The following is a 26169-nucleotide window of genomic DNA, read 5'->3' as shown; positions in this document are numbered from 1 at the left end:
GACGCTCCATGACATTTTCTTTTGACACCGCCCTGGCATGGCTGGAACTGGCCGGCATCTTCTTTTTCGCAGTGTCTGGCTCGCTGCTCGCCGCACGGAAGCAGTTCGACCTCATGGGATCCCTGCTGCTCGCCTCCCTGGTCTCGCTGGGCGGCGGCGTGATCCGCGACATCATCCTCAACGCGGGTCCGCCCGCGGCGTTCAGCAATCCGGCCTACCTGGTGCCGCCGCTCTTGGCCACCGGGCTGGTGTACTTCCTGTTCTCCAGCGTGCAGCGCTACACCTCACTCCTCACCCTGTTCGACGCCGCCGGGCTGGCCCTGTTCTGCATTACGGGCACGCTGAAGGCGCTGGCATATGGAATGAACCCGGTCTCCGCGGCGCTGCTCGGGGTCACGACCGCGGTGGGCGGCGGCCTGCTGCGCGATATCACGGCCAACGAGGTACCCCGCCTGTTCGACGCCCGGGACCTCTACGCCCTGCCTGCCCTCCTCGGCGCCGTCCTCACCGCGATTTTGTGGGAACTTCGCGCGTTCAATCCCTTCTCGGCATGCGCGGTGGCGGCGCTGGTCTTCGCGTTCCGGGTGGTCGCCTGGCGCCGGTCGTGGCGCATCCCGCTGGCCGTCCGAGGGTGGCACCGGCTGGGTCTGGAACCCGGGAATTCGAGGGGCCGGGATTAGTTAGGATAAGAGCCATGACTGACATGTTCCTCGAGAAGTTCCGCGCGCTTGTTCCGAAGTATCTCGAAGACGAATGGCAGGAAGAGGACGGGCTGTCCGCCGAGGAACTGGACGCGGAGCTCTCCGATCACCAGTTCACCATCCCCCTGGTGCTGCGCGAGTTCTACCTGGCGCTGGGCGGGTGCGAGGACCTCATGGAGGCCTACCACTACTTCTGGGACCCTGAGGAACTCGAGGTGGATGACGAAGGCTTCCTCATGTTCCTCGAGGACGAGGAAGAAAACTTCACCTGGGGCTTCCGCATCGGCGACCTGAGCATCCCGGACCCCATCGTGTACCGCCGGAACAACGCCCGCGGCCAGTGGAAGAGCGAGGAAGGCACCTTCTCGGAGTTCGTCTTCGATATGTTCGACTGGGCCTTCAACGACGAGGACTAGGTTTCCTGGCTGCTGCCGTCCTGACCCTGATTGGCTGCGGACGGGCCTCAGCGCGCCGCCTGCTCGGCGTGTCGTGGGACCCGCGGCCGCAAAGTAGGTCACGAGGGCGTCACTCGGGAGCAAACGTGCCAAGTGTCCGCAGTCGGAGCACCAGCAGGACCTCTTCCACCATGGCCTCGGGACGTTAGACGACGTCATCGTAGTAATAGCGCAGTGTGAGAAAGCCCCCGCGCATGCCAGCGTTATTTCTCCGATGATCTTTCTTGACCTGCCGGGGTTCAAAATGAGTGGAGCCGTCCAACTCCACCACAAGGCACTCCTCAACCAGGCAATCCACCTCGCCTACGCCTGGCAGGGGAACATGCATGCGGACAGTGAGGCCCGCCCGGACAAAGTGGGTATGGGCCAGGATTTCCAGCACTGAATCCGCCCGCGGTATCAGCAGATCCAGTACCCCGCGGGCCCTTCCGTTCCTGTTCCCGATGAGCCTTCCCCTCAGAAAATCGGCCGTTATCTGCCCCCGGCCGGTGGCTGACTGCACCAGCGCCAGCGCCTCAAGCTCCGGCAGACACTTCACCGCGTGCAGGAGCACGTCGGCCAGGCCTGCGACTGGGTAGCCGGAATCGGGCGCATGCCGGCACGGGCCATGGTCAACCACTCCGGCTTTTGGCACCCCGTTGCCACAGCTCAGATGCACTTCTTGCGGGGTGTGCAGGGCCCATAGCCCGTAGAAGCGGGCCGCCGATACGCACGTGAGCCGGCCGTTCGCCCTGAAGGCGGCCAGTACACAGTCGTCCGCGCCGTTAAGTGCATAGACGCCCCGCAACGGCCGGTAGAGCCGGCCGGAATCCACCGCTGCCTCAAGGACGGGCCGACGGAACCCTGCGCGAACCAGATCTCCTCTTTTAGCCACTCCCCCGCGTCGCAGCAGGTACTTTTCAAGGTCCATTCATCCAAGGTCGCTGCCCCAAGCGGCCCTTGGGAGGGGTGGGCTTGCGTATGTGCAAAAGCAGTGGGTCCGTCGTGACCTGGTTTGGCTTTTGCATCCTCCTGACACCCCGTGTTTACGGCGTGTCCTGCGCCGCAGGTGACCAATCCGGGTCACGACGGCGCGGCGCCAGGCAGGAGGGCAGCAAGGGGATGTGTGACAGGCCAGCTAACAGAGATTTTGCAGATGTGACAAAGTTGTCATAGAATGTTTACCGGATCCACTGAATGCCTCCGGTGGGTTTGATGCGAACGGAGAGGCGGCCCCGGTTCCGCGCAGCGTATGACTCGTGACGCTGCTCAGAACCGGGGCCGTTCCGTTTAAACAGGCGACGGCTCACACAGCGCCGGTTAAACAAGGAAGGCCCGGCACCTTGGGGGGCGGGCCTTCCTTTGTTGAGAGAAAAGCTAGCTGGCGCGGTCCACCACGGCGTGCGCAAAGCTGGACAGCGAGGCCTTCACGACGCCCTCCGGCAGTGGGTCCAGCGCGGCGATCGCGTCGGCCGCCCAGGCGCGGGCCACCACCCAGGACTCCGCGGTGACGGGGTGCTCGCGCAGCCCGGCAACGGCTTCGGCGAGGGCCTCGTCCGAGGAAAGGTCGCCGTCGATCAGTTTCAGAAGTTCGACGGCGGACCGGTCACCGTCCGCGGCAGCGTTGCGGAGCAGCAGCACGGGAAGGGTGGGCACGCCTTCGCGCAGGTCGGTGCCCGGTGACTTGCCGGACTTAACCTTGACGCCGGTGACGTCGATGACGTCATCGGCAAGCTGGAACGCGACGCCCACTTTCTCGCCGTACTCCACCAGAACGTTCTCATAGGCCTCATCGGCGCCGGAGAAAATGGCGCCGAACTGGCCGGAGGCCGCCACCAGGGAACCGGTCTTGTCCGCGATCACGGACAGGTAGTGCTCCACCGGGTCCTCGTCCGGGCGCGGGCCGACGGTTTCGTGCAGCTGGCCGAGGCACAGCCGCTCGAAGGTACGGGCCTGGATGCCGAGCGCGCGCGAGCCGAGCTCGGACACCAGGATGGAGGCGCGGGCGAAGATGAGGTCGCCGGTGAGGACGGCCACGGAGTTGCCCCAGACCTCGTGGGCCGTGGGGGCGCCTCGGCGGAAGGGCGCGGAGTCCATCACGTCGTCGTGGTACAGGGTGGCCAGGTGCGTCAGCTCAACCACGACGGCGGCCTGAACCACGGCGGGCAGCGACGCGTCACCAAGGTGGGCGCACAGCAGGGTCAGCAGGGGGCGGATGCGCTTGCCGCCGGCCTCCACGAGGTGACGCGACGTTGCGTCAGCCAGGGGGTCGGAGTTGGCGATCGCCTCGCGGAGTTTCTTCTCCACCCGGGCCAGGTTGGTGGTGATGGCAGGGCCCAGGTCGGGGTCTTCCGCGATAGCCGCGAAACCTGCCGGCAGCTGCAGTCCGGTGGCGATGGCGGTGGTGTTGAGGCTGGGTTCAGAGTCCGGCAGGCCGTGCCCGGCGTGCGTCCAGCTGTGGTTCGCGGAGTTGGTCACGGGTTAACCCTAACTTTTTGTTGCGGAAACCGCTGATTTGGAGCCGGAGGGGGCAAGGGCGGAGGTGTTGGAGGTGGCCGGAACCAGCAGTTCGAGCACGCGGATCACGCGGTCTTCGAAGCCCTTGGCCGACGGGTCGGTCAGGTTGGCCAGCAGCCGGACCACAAAGCGCATCAGCACCGGAATCGGCATCCCGGTCCGCAGCGCAAACTTCATGACGGCAGGCTTGCCGATCAGGGCAGCGAAGGCACGCCCCAACGTGAAGTGGGATCCCCACTGTTCACGCACATAGTCTGCGTACCCGGCGAGCCGGGTGTCGGCGTCGGACGCGTTCCAGCCGCCTGACGCGGCACCGGAGCTGGCGTCGATGATGAACTCGGCCGCGAAGCGGGCGGACTCCATGGCGTAGGAGATGCCCTCGCCGTTGAATGGGGACACCATGCCGCCGGCGTCGCCGAGCAGGAGCAGGCCAGGTGAGTAGTGCGGGGTGCGGTTGAAGCCCATGGGCAGGGCGGCGCCGCGGATCTCCCCCACTTGGTTCTCCGGCGTGAAGCCCCACTCTGCGGGCATGCCGGCCGTCCACTCGCGAAGGACTTGCTTGTAGTCCAGCCTCCCGAATTCCCTGGACGAGTTCAGGATGCCGAGGCCCACGTTGGACGTGCCGTCGCCGACGCCGAACACCCAGCCGTAGCCGGGCAGCAGCTTGCCGTCCCGGCCGGGAAGTTCCAGCCAGCCTTCCATCCAGTCGTCGTCGTGCCGCGGGCTCTGGAAATAGGTGCGGACGGCGACGCCCAGGGGCCGGTCGTCGCGCTTCTGGATACCGCGCGAAACGGCGGTGCGAGTGGAGTTGCCGTCGGCGGCCAGGACGACGTCGGCACTGAAGTCGAGCGTCTCCCCCGTCTTCCGTCCGGACTCGTCCAGGATCGCCGCACGCACGCCGGTTACCCGGCCGTCGTCGCTGAGCAGCGCCTCGGTGACGCTGTGGCGCTCCAGCACGGTGGCGCCCGCGGCCTGGGCATGCCGGGCAAGTTCCTCGTCGAAGCCCAGGCGGGTGCGGATCAGGCCGTACTGCGGGAAGTCGGACACCTCGGGCCAGGGCAGTTCGAGGCTGCGGCCGCCGGCGAGCAGGCGCAGGCCTTTGTTCCGGCGCCAGCCGTCCTGTTCGGGGTGCGGCAGGCCGAGCTTCTGGATCTCGCGGACAGCACGCGGGGTGAGTCCGTCGCCGCACACTTTTTCGCGCGGGAAGCTGGTCTTTTCCAGCACCGTGACGTCGATGCCGGCTTTGGCAAGGTAATACGCGGCGGTGGATCCGGCGGGACCCGCGCCAACAATCAGTACTTTCACAGTGTCAGCGGGCGGTCCGCGGGAGGTTGCGGCGCAGCTTGGCCACCGGGCCGGTGTGGGAGGCGATGGCTTCCGCCGAGCCGTTGCCGGTCAGCGGCTTGTGGGCGCGGTGGACGGCTACGATGCCGCCGCTCAGGTTGCGGTAGGTGACATCCTGCCAGCCGGAGTCCTGCAGCCATGCGGCGAGGTGGTCCTGGTCCGGCCAGGCGCGGATGGACTCGGCGAGGTAGACGTAGGCGTCCGGGTTGGAGGACACCTTGGTGGCGATGGCCGGCAGCGCGCGCATCAGGTACTCGGTGTACATGGTGCGCCACAGCGGAACAACGGGCTGGGAGAACTCGGCGATGACCAGCTTGCCGCCCGGCTTGGTCACCCGGAGCATCTCGGCCAGGGCCTTCTTGGGCTCGTTGACGTTGCGCAGGCCGAAGGAGATGGTGCTGGCGTCGAAGGTGTTGTCGGCGAAGGGGAGGTTGGTAGCGTCACCGGCGATGAAGTCGATGTCGGGGCGGCGGCGCTTGCCCACCTTGAGCATGCCGAGGGAGAAGTCACAGGCCACCACGTTTATGCCCGCATCGGCATATGGCTCACTGGAGGTCCCGGTTCCGGCGGCCAGATCCAGCACGCGCTGGCCGGCCCGGACATCCATGGCATCAACCACAACCTTGCGCCACCGGCGCGTCTGTCCCATCGAGAGGACATCGTTGACGACGTCGTATTTGGGTGCGACGTCGTCAAACATCGTGGCTACTTCGTCCGGACGCTTATCCAAGGATGCTCGGTTCACCATGTCATTGTCTCAAAAGTTCCGCCGGCTCCGTGACACGGGCATCCCCGGGCGTGGTGGGCGTGCTGGGTTACTTGAAGTCACCGTGGGGCTCAAGTGATTCAGAGTAGTGTTGACGCATCATGACCAGAACGCTCCGCACCCTGACAGTCCCTTTGGATGGAGAATCGGCCCCCGAGGGGCTGCCGCCGTATCTGGTCCGGGATGACGTTCTGTGCTGGACCCGCCGCGAGGCCGGCCTGGTGGGCTTCGGGGAGGCCGCGCGCTTCACGGCCACGGGCCCCGAGCGCTTCCTCGAGGCGGACATCTGGTGGCGGCACCTGGTCATCGAGGCGGACATCACCGATCATGTGGAGTGCCCCGGCACCGGCCCGGTAGCGTTCGGGTCCTTCGCCTTCTCCAAGGCTTCGGACCACGAATCCCGCCTGATCGTGCCGGAGATCGTGGTGGGCGTCCGGGACGGCCGCGCCTGGCTCACCCAGATAACGGCCGACGACGCCGAACTCACCGAGGCGGGCGCATTCGCCGCCCTGAAGGGGTGGCTGGAGTCGGCCCCGGCTGCCGCCGTCGGCCCCCCTGCGGACGGTGGGGCGACGACGGATCTGGCTGCCGCCGTCGTAAACCCGGACGCCGCCACGCTGAAAACCGGTTCCCTTAGCGAAGAGGACTGGATGGACGCTGTCACCGCCGGCGTCGCCGAGATCCGCGCCGGAAAATTGGAGAAGCTGGTCCTGGCGCGGGACATCGTGGCCACGGTCCCGGAGGGCGTGAACGCGGCGGAGGTGCTGCGGCAGCTGGCCGGCCGGTACCGGGAATGCTGGACCTACGGCGTGGACGGTCTGGTGGGCGCGACGCCGGAAATGCTCATCCAGGTGGAAGGGCGCACCGCCCAGGCCCGCGTGCTCGCCGGAACGCTGGACCGCCGGGACGCCGTGGGCGAGGCGGGGCTGCCGCTGGACTACGCAGAGCGGGTCCTGGCTGGATCGGAGAAGCAGCGGCATGAGCACGAGATCGCCATCCAGTCGCTGACCACCCAGCTTGCGCCTTTCTCCGAGGCGATGAATGCCCACGACGAGCCGTTCATCCTGGAGCTGCCCAACGTCTGGCACCTCGCGTCCGACGTCAAGGCCGAGCTCACCGAGGTGGAGGGCCACGTCCCCACCTGCCTGGCGCTGATCAACGCGCTGCACCCCACCGCCGCCGTGTGCGGGACGCCCACGCAGGTGGCGGGGGCACTGATCCGGAAACTCGAGCACCTGGACCGGGGACCGTACGCCGGCCCCGTGGGTTGGCTGGACGCCGCGGGCAACGGCGAGTGGGGCATCGCCCTGCGCGGCGCCGTCATCGAGTCGCCCACTACCGTCCGGCTATATGCCGGCTGCGGAATTGTCGAGGGTTCACAGCCGGAAGCGGAGCTCGCGGAGACGTGGGCCAAGTTCCGGCCGATGCTGGAGTCCCTGGGGATCAGCAACTGATCCCAGCACGGGTAGGCTTGTCTCATATACCGGACACCCCGCTACCAAAAACCCTTGCTTTCGGGCGCCAAACAGTTATCCAATAGTGAAACAAAGTTACCTGTGACGCACATCTCTTGATCGGCGTTACACTATAACCCGCTAGTTCCGCATCCCCTCCCCGCAACAAAAGGTAAGAATATGCAGATCTCCCGTTCGCTCGTGGGCAATTCAAAGCTCAAGGCAGCTACGGTTCTCGCCATTGGCGCGCTGGCGCTTTCAGCCTGCACCAACGCCTCGGAGTCCGCCGCCCCGGGCGGTGCAGCGTCGCCGTCCGGCAACGCCGCGGCCAGCTTCGACCCGTCGACCATCCAGAAGGATGACGCACTGGCTGCCTCGGTCCCCGCCGAGATCAAGTCCAAGGGCACTCTTACCGTTGGATCGGACACCAGCTACGCACCGGCCGAATTCATCGGCACGGACGGCCAGACCCCCGTGGGCTATGACGTCGACATCGCCAAGGCCATCGGCGCCACCCTGGGCCTGAAGGTACGGGTGCAGACGTCCGAGTTCACCGGCATCCTGCCCGCGCTCGGCCCGAAGTACGACCTCGGCATCTCCTCCTTCACCATCAACAAGGAACGCCTCGGCGCGGTCAACATGGTCAGCTACTTCAACGCCGGTACCGCCTGGGCCGTGAAGAAAGGCAACCCGAAGGGCTTCTCCCTGGACGACGTCTGCGGCAAGTCCATTGGCGTCCAGACCGGCACCGTCCAGGAGGATCCCGATCTGTCCGGCCGCAACAAGAAGTGCACGGCTGACGGCAAGCAGCCCATCAACATCGTCACGCTGAAGAACCAGACCGATGTCACCACCCGTCTGGTCAACGGCAGCATTGATGCCATGGCAGCGGACTCCCCCATCATCGGCTACGCCCTGGCGCAGACCAACGGCCAGCTGGAGAGGCTCGGCGACGTCTACGACTCAGCCCCGCAGGGAATCGCGGTTGCCAAGTCGGACAAGGCCTTGGCCGAGGTGATCCAGAAGACCCTCACCAAGCTCATGGCTGACGGCACATACAAGAAGATCCTTGATGGGTGGGGGAATGGCGAAGGCGCCATCACCAAGTCCGAAGTCAACCCGGCGGTCAGCTCTTGACCACTCCCATCACCGACCGTAAGTCAGGTGCACCGATGGATGAGCATCATGGGACCGCTCCGGTCCTGAACAACGCAGTACCGGTCCGGCACCCGGGCCGCTGGATCAGTGCCATCGTCATCCTCGGCGTGGCTGCGGTATTTGCGCAGAGCCTGGTGACCAACCCGAACTTCCGCTGGGACATCGTGGGCACCTACATCCTGGACGTCAAGGTGGTCCAGGGCGTGGGTTGGACGCTGTTGCTTACGGTGGCCTCGATGGTCCTCGCCATCGTCCTGGCCATCCTGCTGGCCTTCATGCGTCAATCCGATAATCCAGTGTTCCGCTGGTCCAGCTGGGCCTGGGTATGGTTCTTCCGCGGCACTCCTGTGTACACGCAGTTGATCTTCTGGGGCCTGGTATCGGTCCTTTATCCGAAGATTGCTGCCGGAGTTCCGTTCGGGCCGGAGCTGTTCAGCGTGGACACGAGCATGGTCATCAACCCTCTGATTGCTGCAATCCTAGGGCTCGGCCTGAACGAATCGGCGTATCTTGCCGAGATCTTCCGTGCCGGGCTCAAGTCCGTGGACCGCGGCCAGATGGAAGCCGCTGAGGCGCTGGGCATGGCCAAGACCAAGATCATGTGGCGGATCATCCTTCCCCAAGCGATGCGCGTCATTGTCCCCCCAACAGGCAATGAAACCATCGGCATGCTCAAGACCACCTCGCTGGTTCTGGCGGTTCCGTTCACGTTGGACCTGACCTTCGCGACGAACAACCTGGCCAACCGGACCTATCTTCCGGTGCCGCTGCTGATCGTCGCAGCCATCTGGTATCTGGTCATCACCAGCCTGCTGATGGTGGGTCAGCACTACATCGAGGCCTACTACGGCAAGGGCGTCGACAACCGGGTACCGGCCGCCGTGAATCCAGCGGCAGCAAGGGCCGCCGCAGCCGTTGCGCCAAGCGCAGACGCGGAACCGGCCCTGAAGATGGACTTCCCCGAGGAGAGCGCAAAATGACCGTCACCGCTCAAAAGACGCTGGTCCGGATCGAGGGCCTGCACAAGTACTACGGGCACCACCATGTTCTGCGCGGCATCGACCTGACCGTCAACCAGGGCGAGGTGGCCGTTGTCATCGGGCCGTCCGGCTCGGGCAAGTCCACCATGCTGCGCTGCGTCAACCTGCTGGAAAGCATCAGCGCCGGACGGATCTCCGTGGGCGGGCGGCTGATCGGCTACCGCGAGGTGAACGGCCGGCTGCACGACCTCAAGACCAAGGAGATCGCCGCACAGCGCCGCGAAATCGGCATGGTTTTCCAGCGGTTCAACCTGTTCCCGCACAAGACCGCCCTCATGAATGTCATGGAGGCTCCGGTCCAAGTGAAGCGCCAGCCGCGTGAGGCTGCCCGGAAGAAGGCCCTGGAACTGCTGGACCGGGTGGGACTCGCGGACCGTGCCGACCACTATCCGTCGCAGCTTTCCGGCGGACAGCAGCAGCGCGTTGCCATCGCCCGGGCCCTTGCCATGGAGCCCGAGCTGATGCTCTTCGACGAGCCCACTTCTGCCCTGGACCCGGAGCTCGTGGGTGATGTCCTGAACGTCATGAAGGACCTCGCGAAGTCCGGCATGACCATGATCGTAGTGACCCACGAAATCGGTTTTGCCCGGGAAGTGGGCGACAGCCTGACGTTCATGGACGGCGGCGTAGTGGTGGAGACCGGTGATCCGCGCGAGATCATCGCCAACCCGCAGCATGCCCGCACCAAGGAGTTCCTGAGCCGGGTTCTCTAGCGGCACTGCGACGCGTAGCCGCTCCTGCGATGCGCAAATGCCCCGATGCTACTGGAATTCCGGTAGCGCCGGGGTATTTCCGCGTCATGGGCAACTTTGCGCCCCGCCATCTGCAGCGACGTCACCGCGCGGACCGTGTACGACGGCGGGGCACGCCGGCGGCCGCCAGCTTCCGTTCCAGCCGTCCCGGCATCGTCAGGTCGGCCCAAACCCACCGGACCACGGTGGGGCCGGTAGCCCGGATCCTGTCCTCCCGGTATTTCTCGTCCACCACTGCCTGCGACGGCGTCCGGCCCCTCAGGTATTCCGGCTTCATGTACTTTTCCGTGCCGTCGAATTCACCGACGATGCGGGCAGAATCCCAGTAGTAGTCCGAGTAGCCAATGAGCCCGTCCGCGTCCCGGATCCCGTGCTGGAGTTCGGGCGTCTCAAAGCCCGCCACATGCATGAGTGACCGGCTGTACGACTCCCCCACCGAAGCGGACTGCGGGTCGGCGAATTCGATGGCCACGGTGATCCGCCCTGCTGCCGCGGCCGCGTAGTTTCCCTCGATTTCAGCGAGCAGCTGCTCCTTGGACAGCGGCGGCAGCTTCCTGGCACCGTCGGGTCTAAGCACGTGATCCACCGGAACGATGGCTTCGGCGAAGGGTGTGAACGCCGCCAGGTCCAGGACAGTCCGCACGCGGCCGGTCACCAACAGGCCGTCGTGACGGAACACCTTCACACCGGCAGGGTCCGCGTAATGCCTGCGAACGCCCGCCCGGGACCGGCCGCCGTCGTTCTGAAACGTCAGTGCATGCACCGGATGGTGGTGGCCGACAGTCGGAACGCCCCAAACACTTGCCGCCGAATACCGTGCGAACACCGTCGGTGCGGTGAAGGTTTCGGCCGCCGCCTGTACCCGCAGCCGGTACTGGTCCCACGGCTGGAGGGAGCCCCACGCTTCCCCATCCACGTAAACGCCCTGCCGCAGCCGGACAAGTGCACCTGAAGCACAGCGTTGGGCGAGCATCTTGGGCGTCAATCCCTGCTGAATGTGCTCGCGGGCGAGGACGAGCCTTGGTAGTTCAGCCATGGCTCGTACACTTGCAGGTCTTGTGCCGGCCCGAAAGACGTGGATGGTGCTATGTGGATACCCAACCGCCGTCACGTGCCGGCACCTGACGATGCGGACCTCGCCCGGCGACGCGCACATTTTCCGGCGCGTAGGGAATTTCCATAGCGAAAGGTATTTTGCGCATCGCGGGGCCGGGTGCGCGTCGCGGGGCCGACTGCGCGTCGCGGGGCCGCTACTCCTCGAGCACTCCGGCCAAGGCCGAGCTCACCGCCGCCTTGATCCTGCCGTGGAGGGCCCGGAGTTCATGCCGGTCGGTGCGCACCTCAATGATGGTGCGCCCGGTGAACGGTGCGGCAAGCGCCTCGGCGAGGCCCGCCGTCGTACTCACCGAGCAGTGTCCGACGCCGTACGCCGCGGCGAGTGCCGCAATGTCCACTGAGTGCGGGGTGCCGAACAGCCGTTCGACGGCGTCCCCGTAGCCGCCGGCCTCGGCGACCGCCCCGTGTTCAAGGAGGCTGAAGATGGCGCCGCCTGCGTCGTTGAGGACGACGATGCGCAGCTGCGGCTGTTCCTCGCCGGAACCGAGAAAGAGGCCGCCGGCGTCGTGCAGGAAGGTGACGTCGCCGAGCAGCAGGGTGGTTTCCTGGTGGCCGCCCAGGGCGATGCCGGTGGCGGTGGAAATGGTGCCGTCGATGCCGGCAAGGCCCCGGCTGGCGAAGACCGTGGCGGCCGGCTCGGGTGCAGGCCGGCCGGCGAGGTCCACGTCGCGGATGCCGTTGGATGAGCCGAGGACCAGCTGGCCGCGGGCGTGCTGCCATACGAGTGAGCCAACAGCGGGACCGGTTGCTGCCTCTGCCGAGGCGAGTATGCCGTCAACGGCATGTTGGGCTGCGGCGCCTGCGAGCAGCCAGGCGTCGAGCCAGGCGGATGTGCCCCGGCCGGCGAAGTCCGCGAGTTCGGCCAGGCTGGCGATGGGCGTTTCCCGGCGCCGCCCCGGCTCGTACCAGGCCACCGGTACCGGTTCGTACAGGGCTGCCGGGACGTCCGTCCGGGCCAGCAGCACCGACACCGGCCGGGACAGCGTGGGCCGGCCGAACACCACGGCACGCTCGATCGGCAACGCCGAGTCCGGACCGAAGTGCTCCAGCAGCAGGCGGTACGGGCCCACGGCGTTGGGGCCGAAACGCGAGTTGGACGACGGCTCGGCCAGCAGGGGAAGCCCATGGGCGCGGGCGAAGGCCTCGGCAACGGGACCGGCGTCGTGCCCGGCGAGCACCACTGTGCGCCGTTCGGGAAGGTCTGCCGCGGCGGGATCGAGGGTCATGGTGAGCGGCTGGGTGCCGATCCGGAAGGTCCCGTGGCCGCGTTCTTCGGGCAGCCGCTCCCCCTTTTCGGGAACAAGCGGGTCACGGAAGGCGAGGTTGAGCTGCACGGGGCCGGGCGGTGTGTCCTCGAAGGCCCCGGTGGCGGCGGCAAGCGACGTTTCCACCGCGCGCTCCGGATTCTCGCCGGCGGGAACGTCGACGGCGAAGCGGACGTGCTCCCCGAACAGGTCAAGCTGGATGGTGGTCTGGTTTGCGCCCGTCCCGCGCAGTTCCTCGGGTCGATCCGCCGAAACCACCACCAGCGGGACGGCGGCATGGTTGGCCTCCATCACTGCCGGGAGAAGATTCCCGACGGCGGTCCCGGACGTCGTCAGCACAGCTACCGGCGCGCCCGTGGCCAAGGCAAGGCCGAGGGCGGAGAAGCCGGCCGAGCGCTCGTCGATCCGAACCAGCAGCTCGACTTTCCCTGCCGCGGAGGCCTCCGCAAGCGCGTAGGCCACGGGGGCCGACCGCGAGCCCGGCGCCACGACGACATACCGGACGCCGCCGTCGAGCAGCGACGCGACGGCAATCCGTGCGGACGCCACGGACGTCAGCGCGGGTTCGGGAGCAGCGTGGTCCGGGGTGCCGACAATGGAGGCGGAAGGCTCGGTAGGTTCGTGGGAAGTCACCGAACCAGTCTGCCACCAACCTAAACGGTTGCCCGCTTCCTGCCGCCCGGTCAGCACGGCGGCCATCTCACACGAGTTAGGTAAACTACAGCACAACAGAGAGTTTCCACCCCAAGGATCAGCCCATGAACCGCAAGGCCACCGCACTGGACGTCGCCAAGCTGGCAGGTGTCTCCCGCAGCGCCGTGTCTCTGGTGCTCAACGGGCGCGGTGATGGCAACGTCGCCCTCGAAAGCCAGCGGCGCATCCGGGAAGCTGCCTCGGCGCTCAGCTACTCCCCCAACGCCATCGCCCTCAGTCTGCGGAACCAGCGGACGCGGGTAATCGGCATCGTCTCGGACCATGTGGTCGTCAGCGCCTTTGACGGGAACATCATTGGCGGGGCCGACGACGTCGCACGCAGCTGCGGCTTTGTCACCGTAGCCATGGACACGGAGTTCGACGCGGCCCGGGATGAGAGCGCCGTGGAGATCCTCCTGGACAGGCAGGTGGAGGGACTCATGTACGTCACGGAGGGCCTAAAGCCCCTGGACGTGCCGCCGGGGATGCTGCGGGTTCCGTCGGTTCTGGCCAATTGCTTCGACAGCGCCCCGACCCCGGCTCTTTCCCACGTGATCCCGGACGAAGTGCGCGGCGGCAGGGAAGCCGCTGACCACCTGCTGGATCTGGGCCACCGCGACATCGCCCTGGTGGCTGGCCCCGCCGACGCCGCGGCCGCACCCCTTCGCGTCGCCGGCTACCGCGCAGCCTACTCCGGTCGTCACCTTCCGGTCCGGGAAGACCGGATCAGCTTCGCCGGATGGGACATCGACGACGGATTCCACGGCGCCATGGAACTGCTCGACGGAGTGTCTCCCGCCGAGCGGCCCACCGCCATCATGGCCGCCAACGACCGCGTCGCCATCGGGGTCATGCTGGCCGCCGCCCGCCTGGGCCTCAACGTGCCAGGCGACCTCTCGATCATGGGCTACGACGACGAGTTGCACATCGCCGATACCATGGTCCCCGCGCTCACCACCATGGCCCTGCCGCTTCGGGAAATGGGAGCCGCGGCCATGACACAGCTGTTGGAACGGATTGAGGGCGAGGGTGGTTCGGAACCTGCGCGAGTTGACGGCCTCGAGACCCTGGTTCCCTGCCGGCTCATCATCAGGGAGTCCACGGCGCCCGTACCAGCGGGCCGCAGCTGACTCCAGCCCTGCGACGGCGCACGCACGGCACGACGGCGGCACCCAACTGAGTGCTGCCGTCGCTAAGTAGGCCGTCCGCTATCTGGGCTGGGCCAGCTCCCAGACCTCCGCCGTGGCGCCGGCCGGAAGGCCCAGCTGCCAGCGTTCACCCGCAGCAGGGTAAGCGCGCAGCGTGGTAGCCACGGAACCGGCCCGGTAGACCTCCACCAGCGAGGAATCCACGAAGATCCGCAGCTCCTCCCCCGGTTCGAGGGTTCCGCGGAAGACTGTCTGGCTGCTGCCGTCCCCCACGAGCAGGAGTTCGACGGCGGTGTCCCCGCCACCGGAAACAGCACCCGCCGTCACCACAGCTTCGGCGAAAGGTGGCACCACAACAGTGCCCCGGGCCGCGCTGGCAGCCAGGGCCCCGCGGTACGCAGCAATTTCGGGGGCGGGGCTGACAGCGAGCACCCCGTCCACCACGGAGAGTTCACGGGGGAACGTCAGGACCCCGGCCCAGCCGGCGGCGTCGATTTCGTCCTGGCTGCGCCCCCGCCGTCCGTCGCGGCCTGGGCCTTCGTTGGCCCAGCCCCAGAGCAGCGCCCGGTCCTCCAGTGCAACAATCTGCGGTGCATAGAAGTCGCGGCCAAGATCGGACTTCCCGCCGCTGCGCGGCGTGAAAACTGGCAGGCCGGTGGCCGCATCTTCGGTCAGCGATCCGATCAGGTGGCCCACCCCGTTGGCGTGCTCGTGTGCGTCCCCCGAGAGCCACAGCGAGAACATCATCAGCCAAGTCCCGGAGTCCGAGGAGGAGTCCTTGGTGCCGCCTGAGTCGGCGGAGGCGCCATCCGGCACCCGCACCAGCTGCGGGCACTCCCAAATCTCGGCGGGCGTGGATTCGGCGGCCACCGGGTTTTCCGAGGTCAGCCAGATGCCTTGGTACTTCCAGTCAGACATGTCCTCCACCGTGTACAGCAGCAGTGCGGCGTGGCCGTTGGCGAGGCCGGCGCCCTGCATCGCGTACCGCCTGCCGTTGAACCGGAAGATGAACGGGTCACGCACCGCGGTGACTTGCCCACCCGGCATGGAAGCCGCCACGTGGCCGGTCTGTTCCCAGCTGACCAGGTCCTCCAACCCGCGGGCGATAACCACCTGTGAGTGGCCACCATCCCCGCGGACGCCGGAGTACGCGGCCGTGGGAACACCGCCGTCGTCCGTTACAACACCCGTCCAGCAGCCGTACTCGTCCGGACCGCCGGGCTGGGGCCGCAGCGCCACGGGGTGTTCCTCCCAGCGCACCAGGTCGGCGGAGCTCACGTGGCCCCAGGCGATCCTGTGGTGCCGGGCCGAGTCCGGGTTGTACTGGAAGAACACGTGGTACCGGCTGTTGACGAAGCTGATGCCATTGGGGTCGTTGATCCAGCCCTGCGCCGGCCGGGGATGGAACCGCGGGAACGCGGGGTCGGGGTGCGCGGCCGCGACGTCGCCGCAGCGGACGGCCGCGAGGTCCGGGGAGGGCATGGTTGGCCTTTCGGTGGGTAGGTTACTTTCCCGTGCCGGCCGTGAGGCCGTCCTGGAGGGCGCGCTGGCCGAACATGAAGACCACCAGTGCCGGAATCATGGACAGGACCACGCCCGCCAGCACCACCGAGATGCTGCCCGTGCCCAGGTTGCCCTGAAGCGACACAAGCCCCAGCGGGAGGGTGAAGTTCTGCTCGGAAATCGTGAGGATGAGCGGGCGGAAGAATTCGTTCCAGTGGTAGTTGAACGCGAGGATTCCCACGATCGCCATGCCGGGCATGGCCAGCGGCGCATAAATGGAACGGAACGTCCGCCACGGGGAGGCGCCGTCGATCGAGGCGGCTTCCGCCAGCTCGGCCGGCAGCCCCATGAAGTACTGGCGCATCAGGAAGGTGCCGAACGCCGTCGGAATGGCCGGCAGGATCAGCGCCAGCAGCGTGTCCGAGAGGCCCATGCCGCGGATCAGCATGAAGACTGGGACGATCGTGACCTGCACGGGCACCATCATGGTGGCAAGCACGATCGAGAACAGCGCTCCGCGGCCGCGGAACTTCAGGTGCGCGAACGCGTAGCCCGCCAGCGCTGCGGAGACCATCTGGCCCACCGCGATCAGCCCGGTCACCAGGGCGCTGTTGAGCACCAGCAGGAAGATATTCAGTTTCTGGAACACTTCACCGTAGGACGCGAAGTCGGGGTTCCAGGGAATGAACGACGGCGGCAGCTTGAAAGATTCCGACGGCGACCGCAGCGACGTGGACAGCGTCCACAACACCGGGCCCAGCGTCAGGGCGGCGGCGACCAAAAGCAGGACGATGCGCAGCGTGAAGTTCCAGCTGAACCTGCGCCGGCTGGGCGATGTTTCGGGGAGGCCCTGCGACAGCTTCGGGGAATGCCCGGCGGCCAGGACGTGGTCTGTTGAGGTTGTCATGGCTGGCCTTACTGGTAGAAGACGAATCGTTTGCTGAGCCGGAACTGCGCGGCCGTGATGGCCATGATGATCAGGGTGAGCAGCACGCCGATCACTGACGCCTGGCCGAATTCGAGGCGCTGGAACGCCGACTCGAAGATCACCATGACGGCGGTGCGGGTGGAATCGCCGGGGCCGCCGCGGGTCAGCACGTACGGCTGGTCGAACACCTGCAGGGCGTTGATGATGGCCATCACCGAAGCCACCAGCGTGGTGGGGCTCAGCAGGGGCAGCGTGACGTGCAGGTGCTTCCGCCAGCCGGTGGCGCCGTCGATGGACGCCGCCTCGTATGTCTCCACCGGAATGGAGGCGAGGCCGCCGATGAACAGCAGAAAGGAGAACCCGAAGTTCTGCCACACGTACACCAGGACCACGACGGCGGCGGACCCTCCCGGTGTGGTCAGCCACGGCACCGCGGGAATGCCCACGAGCGACAGGAACCAGTTGACCACGCCGAACTGTTCGTTGAAGAGGTACCGCATGAAGATGGAGACGGAGGCCGCTGACAGGATCAGCGGGAAGAAGAAGGCCGAGCGGAAGAACACCCTCAACCAGGCCGGCATCTTCTCCTGCACCATGACTGCCAGTGCCAGGGCGAGGCCCAGCTGGAGGGCCACGGCCACCACAACGAAAACGATGGTGTTCAGGAAGGACACCCGGACGGTGGGGTCCTGGACCACCTCCGAGAAGTTGTCGAAGCCCACGAACGATGGCGCCGAAATGATGTCCCACCGGAAGAACGCCAGAACCACGGACGCCACGATCGGGACCAGGGTGAACAGTCCCATGCCGAGGATGGTGGGCGCCAGGAAGATCCATGGCAGCCAGCGCTGCCTGTTCCTGCCGGTGGCCGCGCTTGCCGACGCAGCCGGTGCGGCACCTGGCCTGCCCCGTCGGGCTGCCTGGTCCGGCCGCTGCCGCGGAGGTGTGGTGGTGCTCATGACTGCCTCCTCAGGGCCAGTTCAAGGTCGCGCTGCATGGAGCCGAGGGCCTGCTTAAGCTGCTGCTCGTCGCCGCTGACAGCGAGCGAGACGTTCTTCATCAGTGCCGTTTCGACGGCGGCCTGCTGCGGCGGTGCGGGGATGGGGCCGGTGGTGGGGAACCTGTCCAGGGTGTCGTAGAAGACCTTCCAGTGGGCCGGCCCCTTGCCGGCGTAAAGCCGCTCGTTGACCATGGAACGCCGGGCCGGCGTCGTAATCGGGTTGGGGAAGATCAGCTCCATCGCCTCGCGGCCGGCACTGAACTTGATCCACTCCCAGGCCGCGTCCTTGTCCTTGGCGGTCTTCATGATGGCGTAACCGGCGGTGCCGAACTGGTGGCGCTGCGTTTTCCAGCGCGGGAAGAACTGGACGTCGAAGTCGTTGGCTCCCATCCCGGCCTCGTGCAGGCCCTGCACCCAGTAGCCGCCGGCCGGCGTGGTGCCGATGCGGTTGGAGGCGAACAGGCCGACGAGGGAACCGCCGCCGCCTTCCTCCGGCCGGACGCCGAGCCCGTCCTTGACCAGCCCGCGAAGGTAGTCGAAGGACTCAAAGACGCGGTCGTCGTCGGCATTGGGCTCCAGCCACTGGTACCCGCCGGAGCGGAGGCTGCGGGAAGGATCCTTGGCGTAGAAGTCGTCCCAGAGCCATTCCCCGCCCGTGGACCGGGTCTCCTTCAGGAAGCTGGTGTCATTGGCGTAGAGCCAAGGCACCACGCCGCCAAAGAGCCGGTTGGTCCAGTAGTAGGGGGTGAAGTCCGAGGTGCGGGCCTTCCGCATGGCGGTGAGGCTGTCGCGGAAGTCCACGTGGGTCCAGTCGTCCGCCGGGCGCTCCAGTCCTGCCTGGCTGAAGGCCGTGGTGTTGTAGTACATGTTGGCCGCATTCCAGTCCATGGGGAGCTGGTACAGGCTGCCCTTGTACATGAAGGCCTCGACCAGGCTGGGGTGGACGTCGTCGAAAAACTCCCGCATGTCCGCGGCGTCTCGGCGCACGAACTCATCCAGCGGATGGGCGAGCTTCTCGGCGAACAGCTGGGCTCCCTCGGTGGCCACATAGACCACGTCCGGCGGCGTCCCTGCTGCCACCATGGTGAGGATCTTGGTAAAGAAGTCCTTCCAGTCCGCTGCCTGGATGGCCTGGACCTTGACCCTGATCTCGGGGTGAAGCCGCGTAAAGGCATCGATGGCGCGCTGCCGGGCGGCAGCGTCCGCGGCGGTGCCCATGATGGCAATGCTGAGGCTGTTGTCCCCGCGGCCCGGAATATCGGTCCCCGTGAGCCGCGGCCACGATGCCACTGTCGCTCCGATGATTCCCGCGCCAAGGGCACCAAGGGCCGTTCGACGGGTGATTTCCCGCAGGTGCCCGTTTGTGGCTCCGGTCATGTCCGTTCCCTTCCTAACACGTGTTAGGAACTGTAGGTGATCTACCTAACACGTGTCAAGCATCACAGAACAGCCTCCCTGCCGCTCAAGGCCAAACGCTCTCTCACCTCCTGCCGCTCAAGGCCAAACGCTCTCTCACCTCCTGCCGCTCAAGGCCAAACGCTCTCTCACCTCCTGCCGCTCAAGGCCAAACGCTCTCTGACTTTCCCGAGGAAAGTGAGAGAGCGTTTGCCGAGAACCTGCAGGATCTGATGGAGCGTCTTGCTGATAAGCCCTACGAGGGGAACACCTGGACCACGGCCGGGCGGGGAGCCCGGACCTGGCCGGGGCGGGGCGTCGCGCCGGCGGCAACGTAGTCCGGGAAATAGGAGTGCGGGGCCTCGAAGGTGCCCTCCTCGCCCGGGTGCTGCACGGAGACGAAAACGCTGCGCTCGGTGTCGTGGACGATCGGTCCGCAGGTTTCGGCGTCGCGGGGAACGGCGAGGAACTGCTCCACGCGGCCGCGCTCGGGGCCCGCCAGGGTGACCTTGAACAGACCGTCCGCCTTGCCGATGCCGGACGGGGCGCCGTCGGTGGAGATCCAGAGGTTGCCCACGGAGTCGAATGCAAGGTTGTCCGGGCAGGAAATCGGCGAGACCTGGTCGGCCGGGAAGCCGGAGAAGTAGGTGACGTCGCCGGTGGAGGGATCACCGCAGACCATCAGCAGGTTCCAGCTGAACCTGGTGGAGGTCTGGTCGCCGGTCTCCGTGATTTCCACGATATGGCCGTCGCGGTTCTCGTTGCGCGGGTTGACCTCGGTGGCGCCTTCCTTGCCCGGCTTGCCGCGGTCCGAGTTGTTCGTGCACGCAACGTAGACCTTGCCCGTGTGCAGGCTCGGCTGGACATCCTCGCAGCGGTCCATCTTGGTGGGACCCACCTTGTCCGCAGCCAGTCGCGTGTACACGAGGACTTCCTCGAGGGACATGCCGGCAACCATGGATTTGCCGCCGACCACCAGGGGCAGCCATTCGCCGGTGCCGTCGAAGGAGCCGTCGGACGGAACGGAGCCCTTGCCGTCGATCTCCGCGGCCGGGGCGTTGCCGGTGAACTTCGCAACGTACAGGTCGCCCTCGGACAGGAGCGTCATGTTGTGCTTGCGGTCGCCCTCGCGGTACTTGGCCTTGGAGACGAACTTGTAGAGGTAGTCGAAGCGCTCGTCGTCGCCCATGTAGGCAACCACGTGGCCGGACTCGGCCAGGATCACATTGGCACCCTCATGCTTGAAGCGGCCCAGGGAAGAGTGCTTCTTCGGCGTGGACGTCGGGTCGAACGGATCCACCTCCACAATCCAGCCGAAGCGGTTGGTTTCGTTTTCGTAGCCGGTGTTGTTGGCGTTGAAGCGGGGATCATCCAGCTCCCACTGCCGCGCCGTGGCCTTGTTGGTGAGGCCGTAGCGCTTGTCCGTGGCGGACGTGCCCGGAGCAACGAAGTAGCCGTTAAAGTTTTCCTCGCCCGAGAGGATGGTGCCCCATGGGGTGGTTCCGCCGGAGCAGTTGCCCAGCGTGCCATTGATCCAGCGGCCCTCGGGGTCGGCCACGGTCTTAACCAGATCCGAGCCGGCAACCGGGCCGGTCAGCTCGTAGCGGGTGCTGTTCAGGTAGCGGCGGTTCAGCGGTGCGCCCTGGACGTAGCTCCACGGCTTGTTCTTGTTCTTGCGCTCCAGCTCGACGACGGTCAGGCCGTGGGCAGCCGCGCCCACCGCGCGCACCTGTTCGGCGGGCATGCTTGCCGGGAACATGATGTTCTCGTTCGTGTATTCGTGGTTCGCGAACAGCAGCGCGCGGCGGCCCTTGCTGCCGGGGATCTCGAGGATGTCCGAGTAGTCGTTGTTGTAGCCGAACTGCCGCTCCTGGGCAGCGGCGGTCTGGCTGCCGAGTTCAAACGCCGGGGCGTCGTTGAAGATCGGGTCGCCCCAGCGGATCACGGGCTGCCAGGTGAAGCCTGCCGGCACGGTCAGGGCGTCGACGTCGGATGCAACGGCGGGGATGGCGGTGAACTGCAGCTTGGACGCCCCCGGGCCAAAGCCGTTCTTCGCGGCGGCGGACAGTCCCGTTCCGTCGTCGGCGACGGCCTTCTCGCCGGACGTTACGGCACCGCCAAGTACGACGGCGAGGGCACCGGCGGCGCCGAAGCCCAGGGCGGCGCGGCGGGACAGCGTGGTGGAGGCGATGTCGCGGAAGTAGCTGTTCGAGCTCGTGTTGCAGACATCGCCCGCGCAGGCGTTGTCGCACTTGAGGGCGCAGGTGATGGGGCTGCGTTTGCCTTTGGTGTGCCCGAGCATGGGCAGCAGGGCGAACTTGCGTCCGGAGATTTCAGACATGGGAGAGAGACCTTCCAAGGGTTTAGATGCGGCACCGCCACCCTTCCAGTGAAAGCGAACCGGAAGCCGACACTCAGATGAAGATCCGGTGAACTCGGGCCCTAGGTGAGGAAGCGTTCCGGGAAAACCTGCAGGAAGTGAGGGAGCGTCGGGGGGAAACCTGCAGGACGTGAGGACGCGTCGGGGGAAAACCTGCAGGAAGTGAGGGAGCGTTTGTGGGAGGGCGGAGCTACGAGGGGGCGGGGAGGTGAGCGTAGGCGCGGCGGAGCCGGGAGAGCCACCAGTCCCGGCGCTCAGCCGGGGCGGCATACTGCTCAAGCAGCCCCTCGTCGGCGACCGCATCGCGCAAGGTGATGGCGCCGTCGTCGGCCACCAGGGGCGTTCCAATCACGTCCGCTTCAAGCAGCGAGACCGTACCCAGCCCGCAGGCATAAGGCAGTTCCGGCAGCGCGGCGGCGAGCGCAAGCCCGGCCCTTATCCCCACCGAAGTGTCGAGGGCGGAACTCACGACGGCGGGCATCCCCGCCTCCGCGACCAGCTCCAGGGCGCGCCGGACTCCCCCGAGCGGCGCCACCTTCACCACGAGGAGATCGGCGGCGCCGGCCCGCGCCACCCTGAGGGGGTCGTCCTCCTTGCGGACGCTTTCGTCCGCCGCGATCAGCACCGGCACCCCCGCCGCACGCAGCCGGCGGCGAACCTCCGCCAGGCCCTCGATCTGCGGCACGGGCTGCTCAGCGTATTCGAGCCCGACGGCGGCCAGCCGGGTCAGCGCCGCCACCGCAGCAGGAACGTCCCAGCCGCCGTTGGCGTCCACCCGGATGGCAGCACCCGGAAGGGCGGCACGGACAGCGGCGACCCGGGCGGCGTCGTCGTCGAGCGTCTGCCCGCGTTCCGCCACCTTGACCTTAACGGCGTCCACGCGGCCGAACCGGTCCAGTATGTCCGGCACCCGGTCAGCCGTGATGGCGGGCACGGTCGCATTGACGGGGATGCGGGTCCGCAGCGGTTCCGGGAAACCGTGCCAGCCGGCTTCGATGGCCGCGGCGAGCCAGCGGGAGGCCTCAGCATCGCCGTACTCCGGGAAGGCGCCGAACTCGCCCCATCCCAGCGGGCCGCGGAGGAGCAGCGTTTCGCGTTCCAGGATCCCGCGGAACTTCACCCGCATGGGCAGAACCACCACCCGGGCGGAAGAGAGCAGCTCCTCGAGGGGCGGGTACTGGACAGGCATGGATTCACTGTACCGGCGCGGCCGCCGCCAACTCACCAAGCCGAAAACAGGCGGACAGAACTGCGCCGGCCCCCACGCCATTGGAGGGACCGGCGGCCTGTGGGGGCGGCTCAGGCGGGAGTCATCCCGAGGGCACCGGTTCGGGCTCGTGGTCGATGCGGGCCGAAGCCTTGGCGTTGCCGACTCCGAAGCGTGCAATCACGGTGGTCCCGTGGCCGGGAGCGGACTTCACCTGGAGGGTGCCGCCGGCCTCGCCGATGGTGTCCTGCATGATCCGCAGGCCGAAGTGCCCTTCGGGTGACCCCTGGCTCTGGTCGAAGCCGCAGCCGTCATCCTGGATGCGGATCTCCGATCGGTCCCGCTCCTGCCGGAGGTGGAGTTCAGCCTTGCTGGCTTTGGAATGCTTGGCGGTGTTGGCCAGGGCCTCACGGGCCACCCGGTAGAACAGCGCCGCCCGGTCCCGGTCCAGCTCACACTGCTCCGGAAGGTCGAGCTCCAGGCTGATTCCGCGCTCCTCGAGCGGGTCCCCGAGCCTGGTCAGCGCCCCGGAAAGGCCAAGCCGGTTAAGGTCCGGCGGGTACAGTTCGCTGGTCATGGCCCGCAGGCTGCGGACATTGTCCTGCAGGATCCGCCGGGCGTCGGAGAACAGCGCCCGCTGGCCCACCGGACTGTGCAGTTCCTCGGACTCCATCACATAGGACAGGCCCGAGAGTTCCTGGATCACTTCGTCGTGCAGGTCCCGGGCGATGCGCTGCCGCTCAAGCTCGGAGGCCTCGATGGCCCGGCGGAGCAGCCGGCTCCGGCCGGCTTCGTAGGCCTGGATGCGGCGGGCCAGCTGGACCGCCGGGAACAGCTGCGCGAGCTGCAGGACGGCAAGAGAGAGCAGGAATGGCGGGGCCATGCCGAACAGCACAGCGGCCTGCTCCTGGCGGACGCCGTCGTCGTCGTAATACGTCTCGAAAACCAGCTTCTGCCCGTCCGGGGCCGTGACGGGCACGTAGACCTCCACGAGCTCGCCGTTTTCGACGTTGGGCGTGTTGACCTCGTCCTTCTGCGTTTCCAGGTTGGCCGGGACGTCCCCGCCCTCCAGGACTTCCTGCGCCTCGTGCGGCAACGGGAAGGTGTGGCCGATGAGTTTGGAGTCTTCCGAGTAGACGATGCGGCCGTTCTTGTCCCAGAGCCGGATCTCAAAGACTGAGGTGTCGTCCATCCAGGGACGGAGGCGGTCGTCCAGCCGGTCAATGGCGGTGGGGTTGCCGGAGAGGACTTCCTCGTCCAGCAGCGGTCCCACGACGTTATTGGCCAAATGGTCGGTGGCCTCCTTGGAGTTCTCCAGTGCGTGGCGTTCAGCCTCGGACCAGATCCAGAAGGCCACCGGGGTGGTGACCACCACCAGGGCAACCAGCCCCATCAGCAGGAACCGCCGGACGGCCTTGAATACCTCGGAATTGTGGTTGGCCGGCGATTCGAACGGGCGGAACAGGGCAGGTTTGCGGAGCGGAGGCCTAGCCATGGTTCGGCTGCTCGAGCATGCCGCGCCGTGACGCTTCCATGACCGATTCGAGCTGCGAGTGGGTTCCAAGCTTGGCGAAGATCGCCTTTACGTAGCCGCGGCAGGTGTTGAGGGAGATGTCCAGCTTGCTGGCCACTTCCTTCGAGCCGTGGCCTCCGGCCATCAGCCGGAGCACATCCAGTTCGCGCGGCGTCAGAACGGGGCCGCCCGGTTCCACTTCGCGGACCGCGGGGGCCGGAGCGGGGGTGGACATGCCCAGCTGGGCCACCAGTGAAGGGTGGACCACCATGTTGCCGGCCCGTGCGTAGCGGAGCGTGTCCAAAAGGGTGGAGAGCGATCCGCCCTTCGGCAGGAAGGCGCAGATGCCCATCGAGGCGGCGGTCCGCAGCGCTTCGGGCGTCGGGTCACCGGTGAGCATGACAATCCGGGTGTTCGGGGCGTCGGCCAGGATGCGGGCAGCGGCGGTGAGGCCGTCGCCGTCGGGCAGGTGGAAGTCCATGATCACGACGTCGGGCTTGAGGGCGATGCTCTGCTCCACGCCGCTCTTGGCGGTGGTGGCCGAGGCAACGCTCCGCAGGTCGGGCTCGCGGTCCAGGGCTGCCGACAGCAGTTCGGTGAACGTGCTGTGGTCGTCGATGGTCAGAATGCTGATTTCCCGGGTGATCTGCGATGTTGCCGGGATGGGAGCTTCAGAATCTGAGAGGTCCATTTCATCCTCGCTGGCGGCCGTTGCCTGCAGCAGCCGGGCGTGTGCTTCACGCAGCGGACGTCCGGGCAGGCAGCCGATCTCCTGGTCCATGACCCGGCGGCAGCGACCGTAGGCCCGCAGCGCTTCCATGTACTGCCCGGATTCCTCGAGGCCCAGGACCAGGGCGGTCCAGGCGCGCTCGTTGATGGGATCGTCCACCAGCAGTTCGCTGGCCAGGGCCACCGCGCGCTCCGGGTGTCCGACGGCGACGGCGGCTTCCGCTGCACGCGCCTTGATGCTGGCCACGCGTGCCGAGTGAAGAGCACGCTCCTCCTCGGCCCAGCCGGCCAGCAGCTCATCGCCGAGCAGCGGCACGGACGCGATGTCGAGGGCCTTCTCGAGCAGCCGGAAGGACTCCTCAGGAGAGGCATGTCCGGCCTGCTTGAGCAGGTCATCGAAGCGGTCGAGGTCAAGGTCAACCATGCTGCGGTCGATCATGTAGCCGCCGGTGACAGTGCGGAGGGCGCCGCCCTTGCCGCTTCCGGGCTGGAGGTGCCGGCGCAGCACGCTGACGTAGCTTTCCAGCGTGGACAGGGCCTCAGCCGGCGGCTGGCCGTTCCACAGGACATCGATCAGGTGGTTCTTGGAGACCGGGGTCCCCAGCTTGAGCAACAGGATTTCAAGGACCTGGCGGGGCTTGGGCCCGCCAAGCTCGTGGGATCCGATCACCGCGCCGCCGCGGCGGACACGGAGCGGACCCAGGATGTTGATGGACAACTTCGTTGTTGTGCCACCGGCGTCTTCCATTGAGTTCGGAAGGTACTCGTCGTCGTTGACTCTCCGGGACCAACGAGTATCTTCTGCAACCGTCTGTACCATCTTGTCTGCACCTACTATCCCCATGAACCGCATTCCCCATGAATGGCTTGGATTCATACTTGTCATTCAGGCAAGTAGGGGCACGAGTAGCCGGTACTCGAATTTCGAGGGCGGCACTACTTGGTTGCTTTTGCATCAAACCCGCCACCACTCGGTTGAGGCGCCCCGGGGCTCCCCTGAAACCGGCCGGGAGGACGGCAGCGGGGTCCAGAAACACCAAGTTTTTCCCAAGCACCCGGGGCTACATTCGTATTACCGCAGTTAGAGCGGTACTACTGCGATCCTCGTCCCCGGAGGACCGCCGAA

The 26169-nt window shown here is 66.7% G+C and carries 21 protein-coding genes; 7 read left to right on the top strand and 14 right to left on the bottom strand.

The window, feature by feature from the left end; genetic code table 11:
• The first annotated feature begins 8 nt into the window (after positions 1-8).
• Both ABIE00_RS04835 and ABIE00_RS04830 read left to right on the top strand, forming a co-directional pair.
• Entirely contained in the window at positions 9-680 is a 672-nt protein-coding gene (locus tag ABIE00_RS04835) for a trimeric intracellular cation channel family protein (protein ID WP_354257456.1), read from the top strand.
• A 14-nt stretch (positions 681-694) separates the two neighbouring features.
• Positions 695-1117, top strand: a complete 423-nt coding sequence (locus ABIE00_RS04830; protein ID WP_306925158.1) for a hypothetical protein — start codon at positions 695-697, stop codon at positions 1115-1117.
• A 184-nt stretch (positions 1118-1301) separates the two neighbouring features.
• Here ABIE00_RS04830 and ABIE00_RS04825 read toward each other — a convergent pair whose 3' ends face one another.
• The 4 genes from ABIE00_RS04825 to ABIE00_RS04810 all read right to left on the bottom strand — a co-directional run bounded on the left by ABIE00_RS04825 (position 1302) and on the right by ABIE00_RS04810 (position 5741).
• Positions 1302-2066, bottom strand: a complete 765-nt coding sequence (locus ABIE00_RS04825) for a DUF559 domain-containing protein (protein ID WP_354257453.1) — start codon at positions 2064-2066, stop codon at positions 1302-1304.
• Between the two features lie 446 nt (positions 2067-2512).
• Complete coding sequence (locus ABIE00_RS04820; RefSeq protein WP_331573246.1) at positions 2513-3613, bottom strand: polyprenyl synthetase family protein; 1101 nt, start codon at positions 3611-3613, stop codon at positions 2513-2515.
• Positions 3614-3622: 9 nt separating this feature from the next.
• Positions 3623-4957 carry a geranylgeranyl reductase family protein gene (locus ABIE00_RS04815; RefSeq protein ID WP_354257450.1) on the bottom strand — a complete coding sequence of 445 codons (1335 nt, stop codon included), beginning with the start codon at positions 4955-4957 and terminating at the stop codon, positions 3623-3625.
• A 4-nt stretch (positions 4958-4961) separates the two neighbouring features.
• Entirely contained in the window at positions 4962-5741 is a 780-nt protein-coding gene (locus ABIE00_RS04810; RefSeq protein WP_354263275.1) for a demethylmenaquinone methyltransferase, read from the bottom strand.
• Between the two features lie 122 nt (positions 5742-5863).
• Here ABIE00_RS04810 and ABIE00_RS04805 point away from each other — a divergent pair, with 122 nt between their 5' ends.
• From ABIE00_RS04805 to ABIE00_RS04790, 4 genes are all read left to right on the top strand, one after another.
• On the top strand, positions 5864-7216 hold the full coding sequence (locus tag ABIE00_RS04805) for an isochorismate synthase (RefSeq protein WP_354257447.1): 1353 nt from the start codon (positions 5864-5866) through the stop codon (positions 7214-7216).
• A 180-nt stretch (positions 7217-7396) separates the two neighbouring features.
• On the top strand, positions 7397-8353 hold the full coding sequence (locus tag ABIE00_RS04800; protein ID WP_354257444.1) for an ABC transporter substrate-binding protein: 957 nt from the start codon (positions 7397-7399) through the stop codon (positions 8351-8353).
• Positions 8354-8388: 35 nt separating this feature from the next.
• On the top strand, positions 8389-9354 hold the full coding sequence (locus tag ABIE00_RS04795) for an amino acid ABC transporter permease (RefSeq protein WP_354257441.1): 966 nt from the start codon (positions 8389-8391) through the stop codon (positions 9352-9354).
• Positions 9351-10127, top strand: coding sequence for an amino acid ABC transporter ATP-binding protein (locus ABIE00_RS04790; protein WP_354257437.1), 777 nt, complete (start codon positions 9351-9353; stop codon positions 10125-10127). Before ABIE00_RS04795 ends, ABIE00_RS04790 begins: the two co-directional genes overlap by 4 nt.
• A 121-nt stretch (positions 10128-10248) precedes the next feature.
• Here ABIE00_RS04790 and ABIE00_RS04785 read toward each other — a convergent pair whose 3' ends face one another.
• Positions 10249-11202, bottom strand: a complete 954-nt coding sequence (locus tag ABIE00_RS04785; protein WP_354257434.1) for a hypothetical protein — start codon at positions 11200-11202, stop codon at positions 10249-10251.
• Between the two features lie 214 nt (positions 11203-11416).
• The gene (menD, locus tag ABIE00_RS04780) at positions 11417-13180 is read right to left on the bottom strand and encodes a 2-succinyl-5-enolpyruvyl-6-hydroxy-3-cyclohexene-1-carboxylic-acid synthase (RefSeq protein WP_502914197.1); all 1764 of its coding nucleotides are present in this window, start codon (positions 13178-13180) and stop codon (positions 11417-11419) included.
• 125 nt (positions 13181-13305) lie between these two features.
• On the opposite strand from menD, the gene ABIE00_RS04775 reads away from it, so the two are divergent.
• Positions 13306-14370 (top strand): LacI family DNA-binding transcriptional regulator, encoded by a 1065-nt coding sequence (locus tag ABIE00_RS04775; RefSeq protein ID WP_354257431.1) that lies wholly within the window; start codon positions 13306-13308, stop codon positions 14368-14370.
• A gap of 78 nt (positions 14371-14448) precedes the next feature.
• Here ABIE00_RS04775 and ABIE00_RS04770 read toward each other — a convergent pair whose 3' ends face one another.
• From ABIE00_RS04770 to ABIE00_RS04735, 8 genes are all read right to left on the bottom strand, one after another.
• Positions 14449-15870: a glycoside hydrolase family 32 protein gene (locus ABIE00_RS04770; RefSeq protein ID WP_354257428.1), complete on the bottom strand. Its 1422-nt coding sequence runs from the start codon at positions 15868-15870 to the stop codon at positions 14449-14451.
• 22 nt (positions 15871-15892) lie between these two features.
• Positions 15893-16798, bottom strand: coding sequence for a carbohydrate ABC transporter permease (locus ABIE00_RS04765; RefSeq protein WP_354257425.1), 906 nt, complete (start codon positions 16796-16798; stop codon positions 15893-15895).
• Between the two features lie 8 nt (positions 16799-16806).
• Entirely contained in the window at positions 16807-17778 is a 972-nt protein-coding gene (locus ABIE00_RS04760) for a carbohydrate ABC transporter permease (protein WP_354257422.1), read from the bottom strand.
• Entirely contained in the window at positions 17775-19196 is a 1422-nt protein-coding gene (locus ABIE00_RS04755) for an extracellular solute-binding protein (RefSeq protein ID WP_354257419.1), read from the bottom strand. Before ABIE00_RS04755 ends, ABIE00_RS04760 begins: the two co-directional genes overlap by 4 nt.
• Before the next feature lie 274 nt (positions 19197-19470).
• Positions 19471-21555, bottom strand: coding sequence for a PhoX family protein (locus ABIE00_RS04750; protein WP_354257416.1), 2085 nt, complete (start codon positions 21553-21555; stop codon positions 19471-19473).
• Positions 21556-21784: 229 nt separating this feature from the next.
• The gene (locus ABIE00_RS04745; RefSeq protein WP_354257413.1) at positions 21785-22783 is read right to left on the bottom strand and encodes an o-succinylbenzoate synthase; all 999 of its coding nucleotides are present in this window, start codon (positions 22781-22783) and stop codon (positions 21785-21787) included.
• Between the two features lie 121 nt (positions 22784-22904).
• Positions 22905-24296, bottom strand: coding sequence for a sensor histidine kinase (locus tag ABIE00_RS04740; protein WP_354257410.1), 1392 nt, complete (start codon positions 24294-24296; stop codon positions 22905-22907).
• Positions 24289-25791: a BTAD domain-containing putative transcriptional regulator gene (locus ABIE00_RS04735; protein WP_354257407.1), complete on the bottom strand. Its 1503-nt coding sequence runs from the start codon at positions 25789-25791 to the stop codon at positions 24289-24291. Before ABIE00_RS04735 ends, ABIE00_RS04740 begins: the two co-directional genes overlap by 8 nt.
• Positions 25792-26169 lie beyond the last annotated feature (378 nt).

Source organism: Arthrobacter sp. OAP107, assembly GCF_040546765.1.
Taxonomy (GTDB): domain Bacteria; phylum Actinomycetota; class Actinomycetes; order Actinomycetales; family Micrococcaceae; genus Arthrobacter.
The sequence above is the reverse complement of the archived record's forward strand: the minus strand, read 5'-3'. Positions and strand labels throughout refer to the sequence as shown.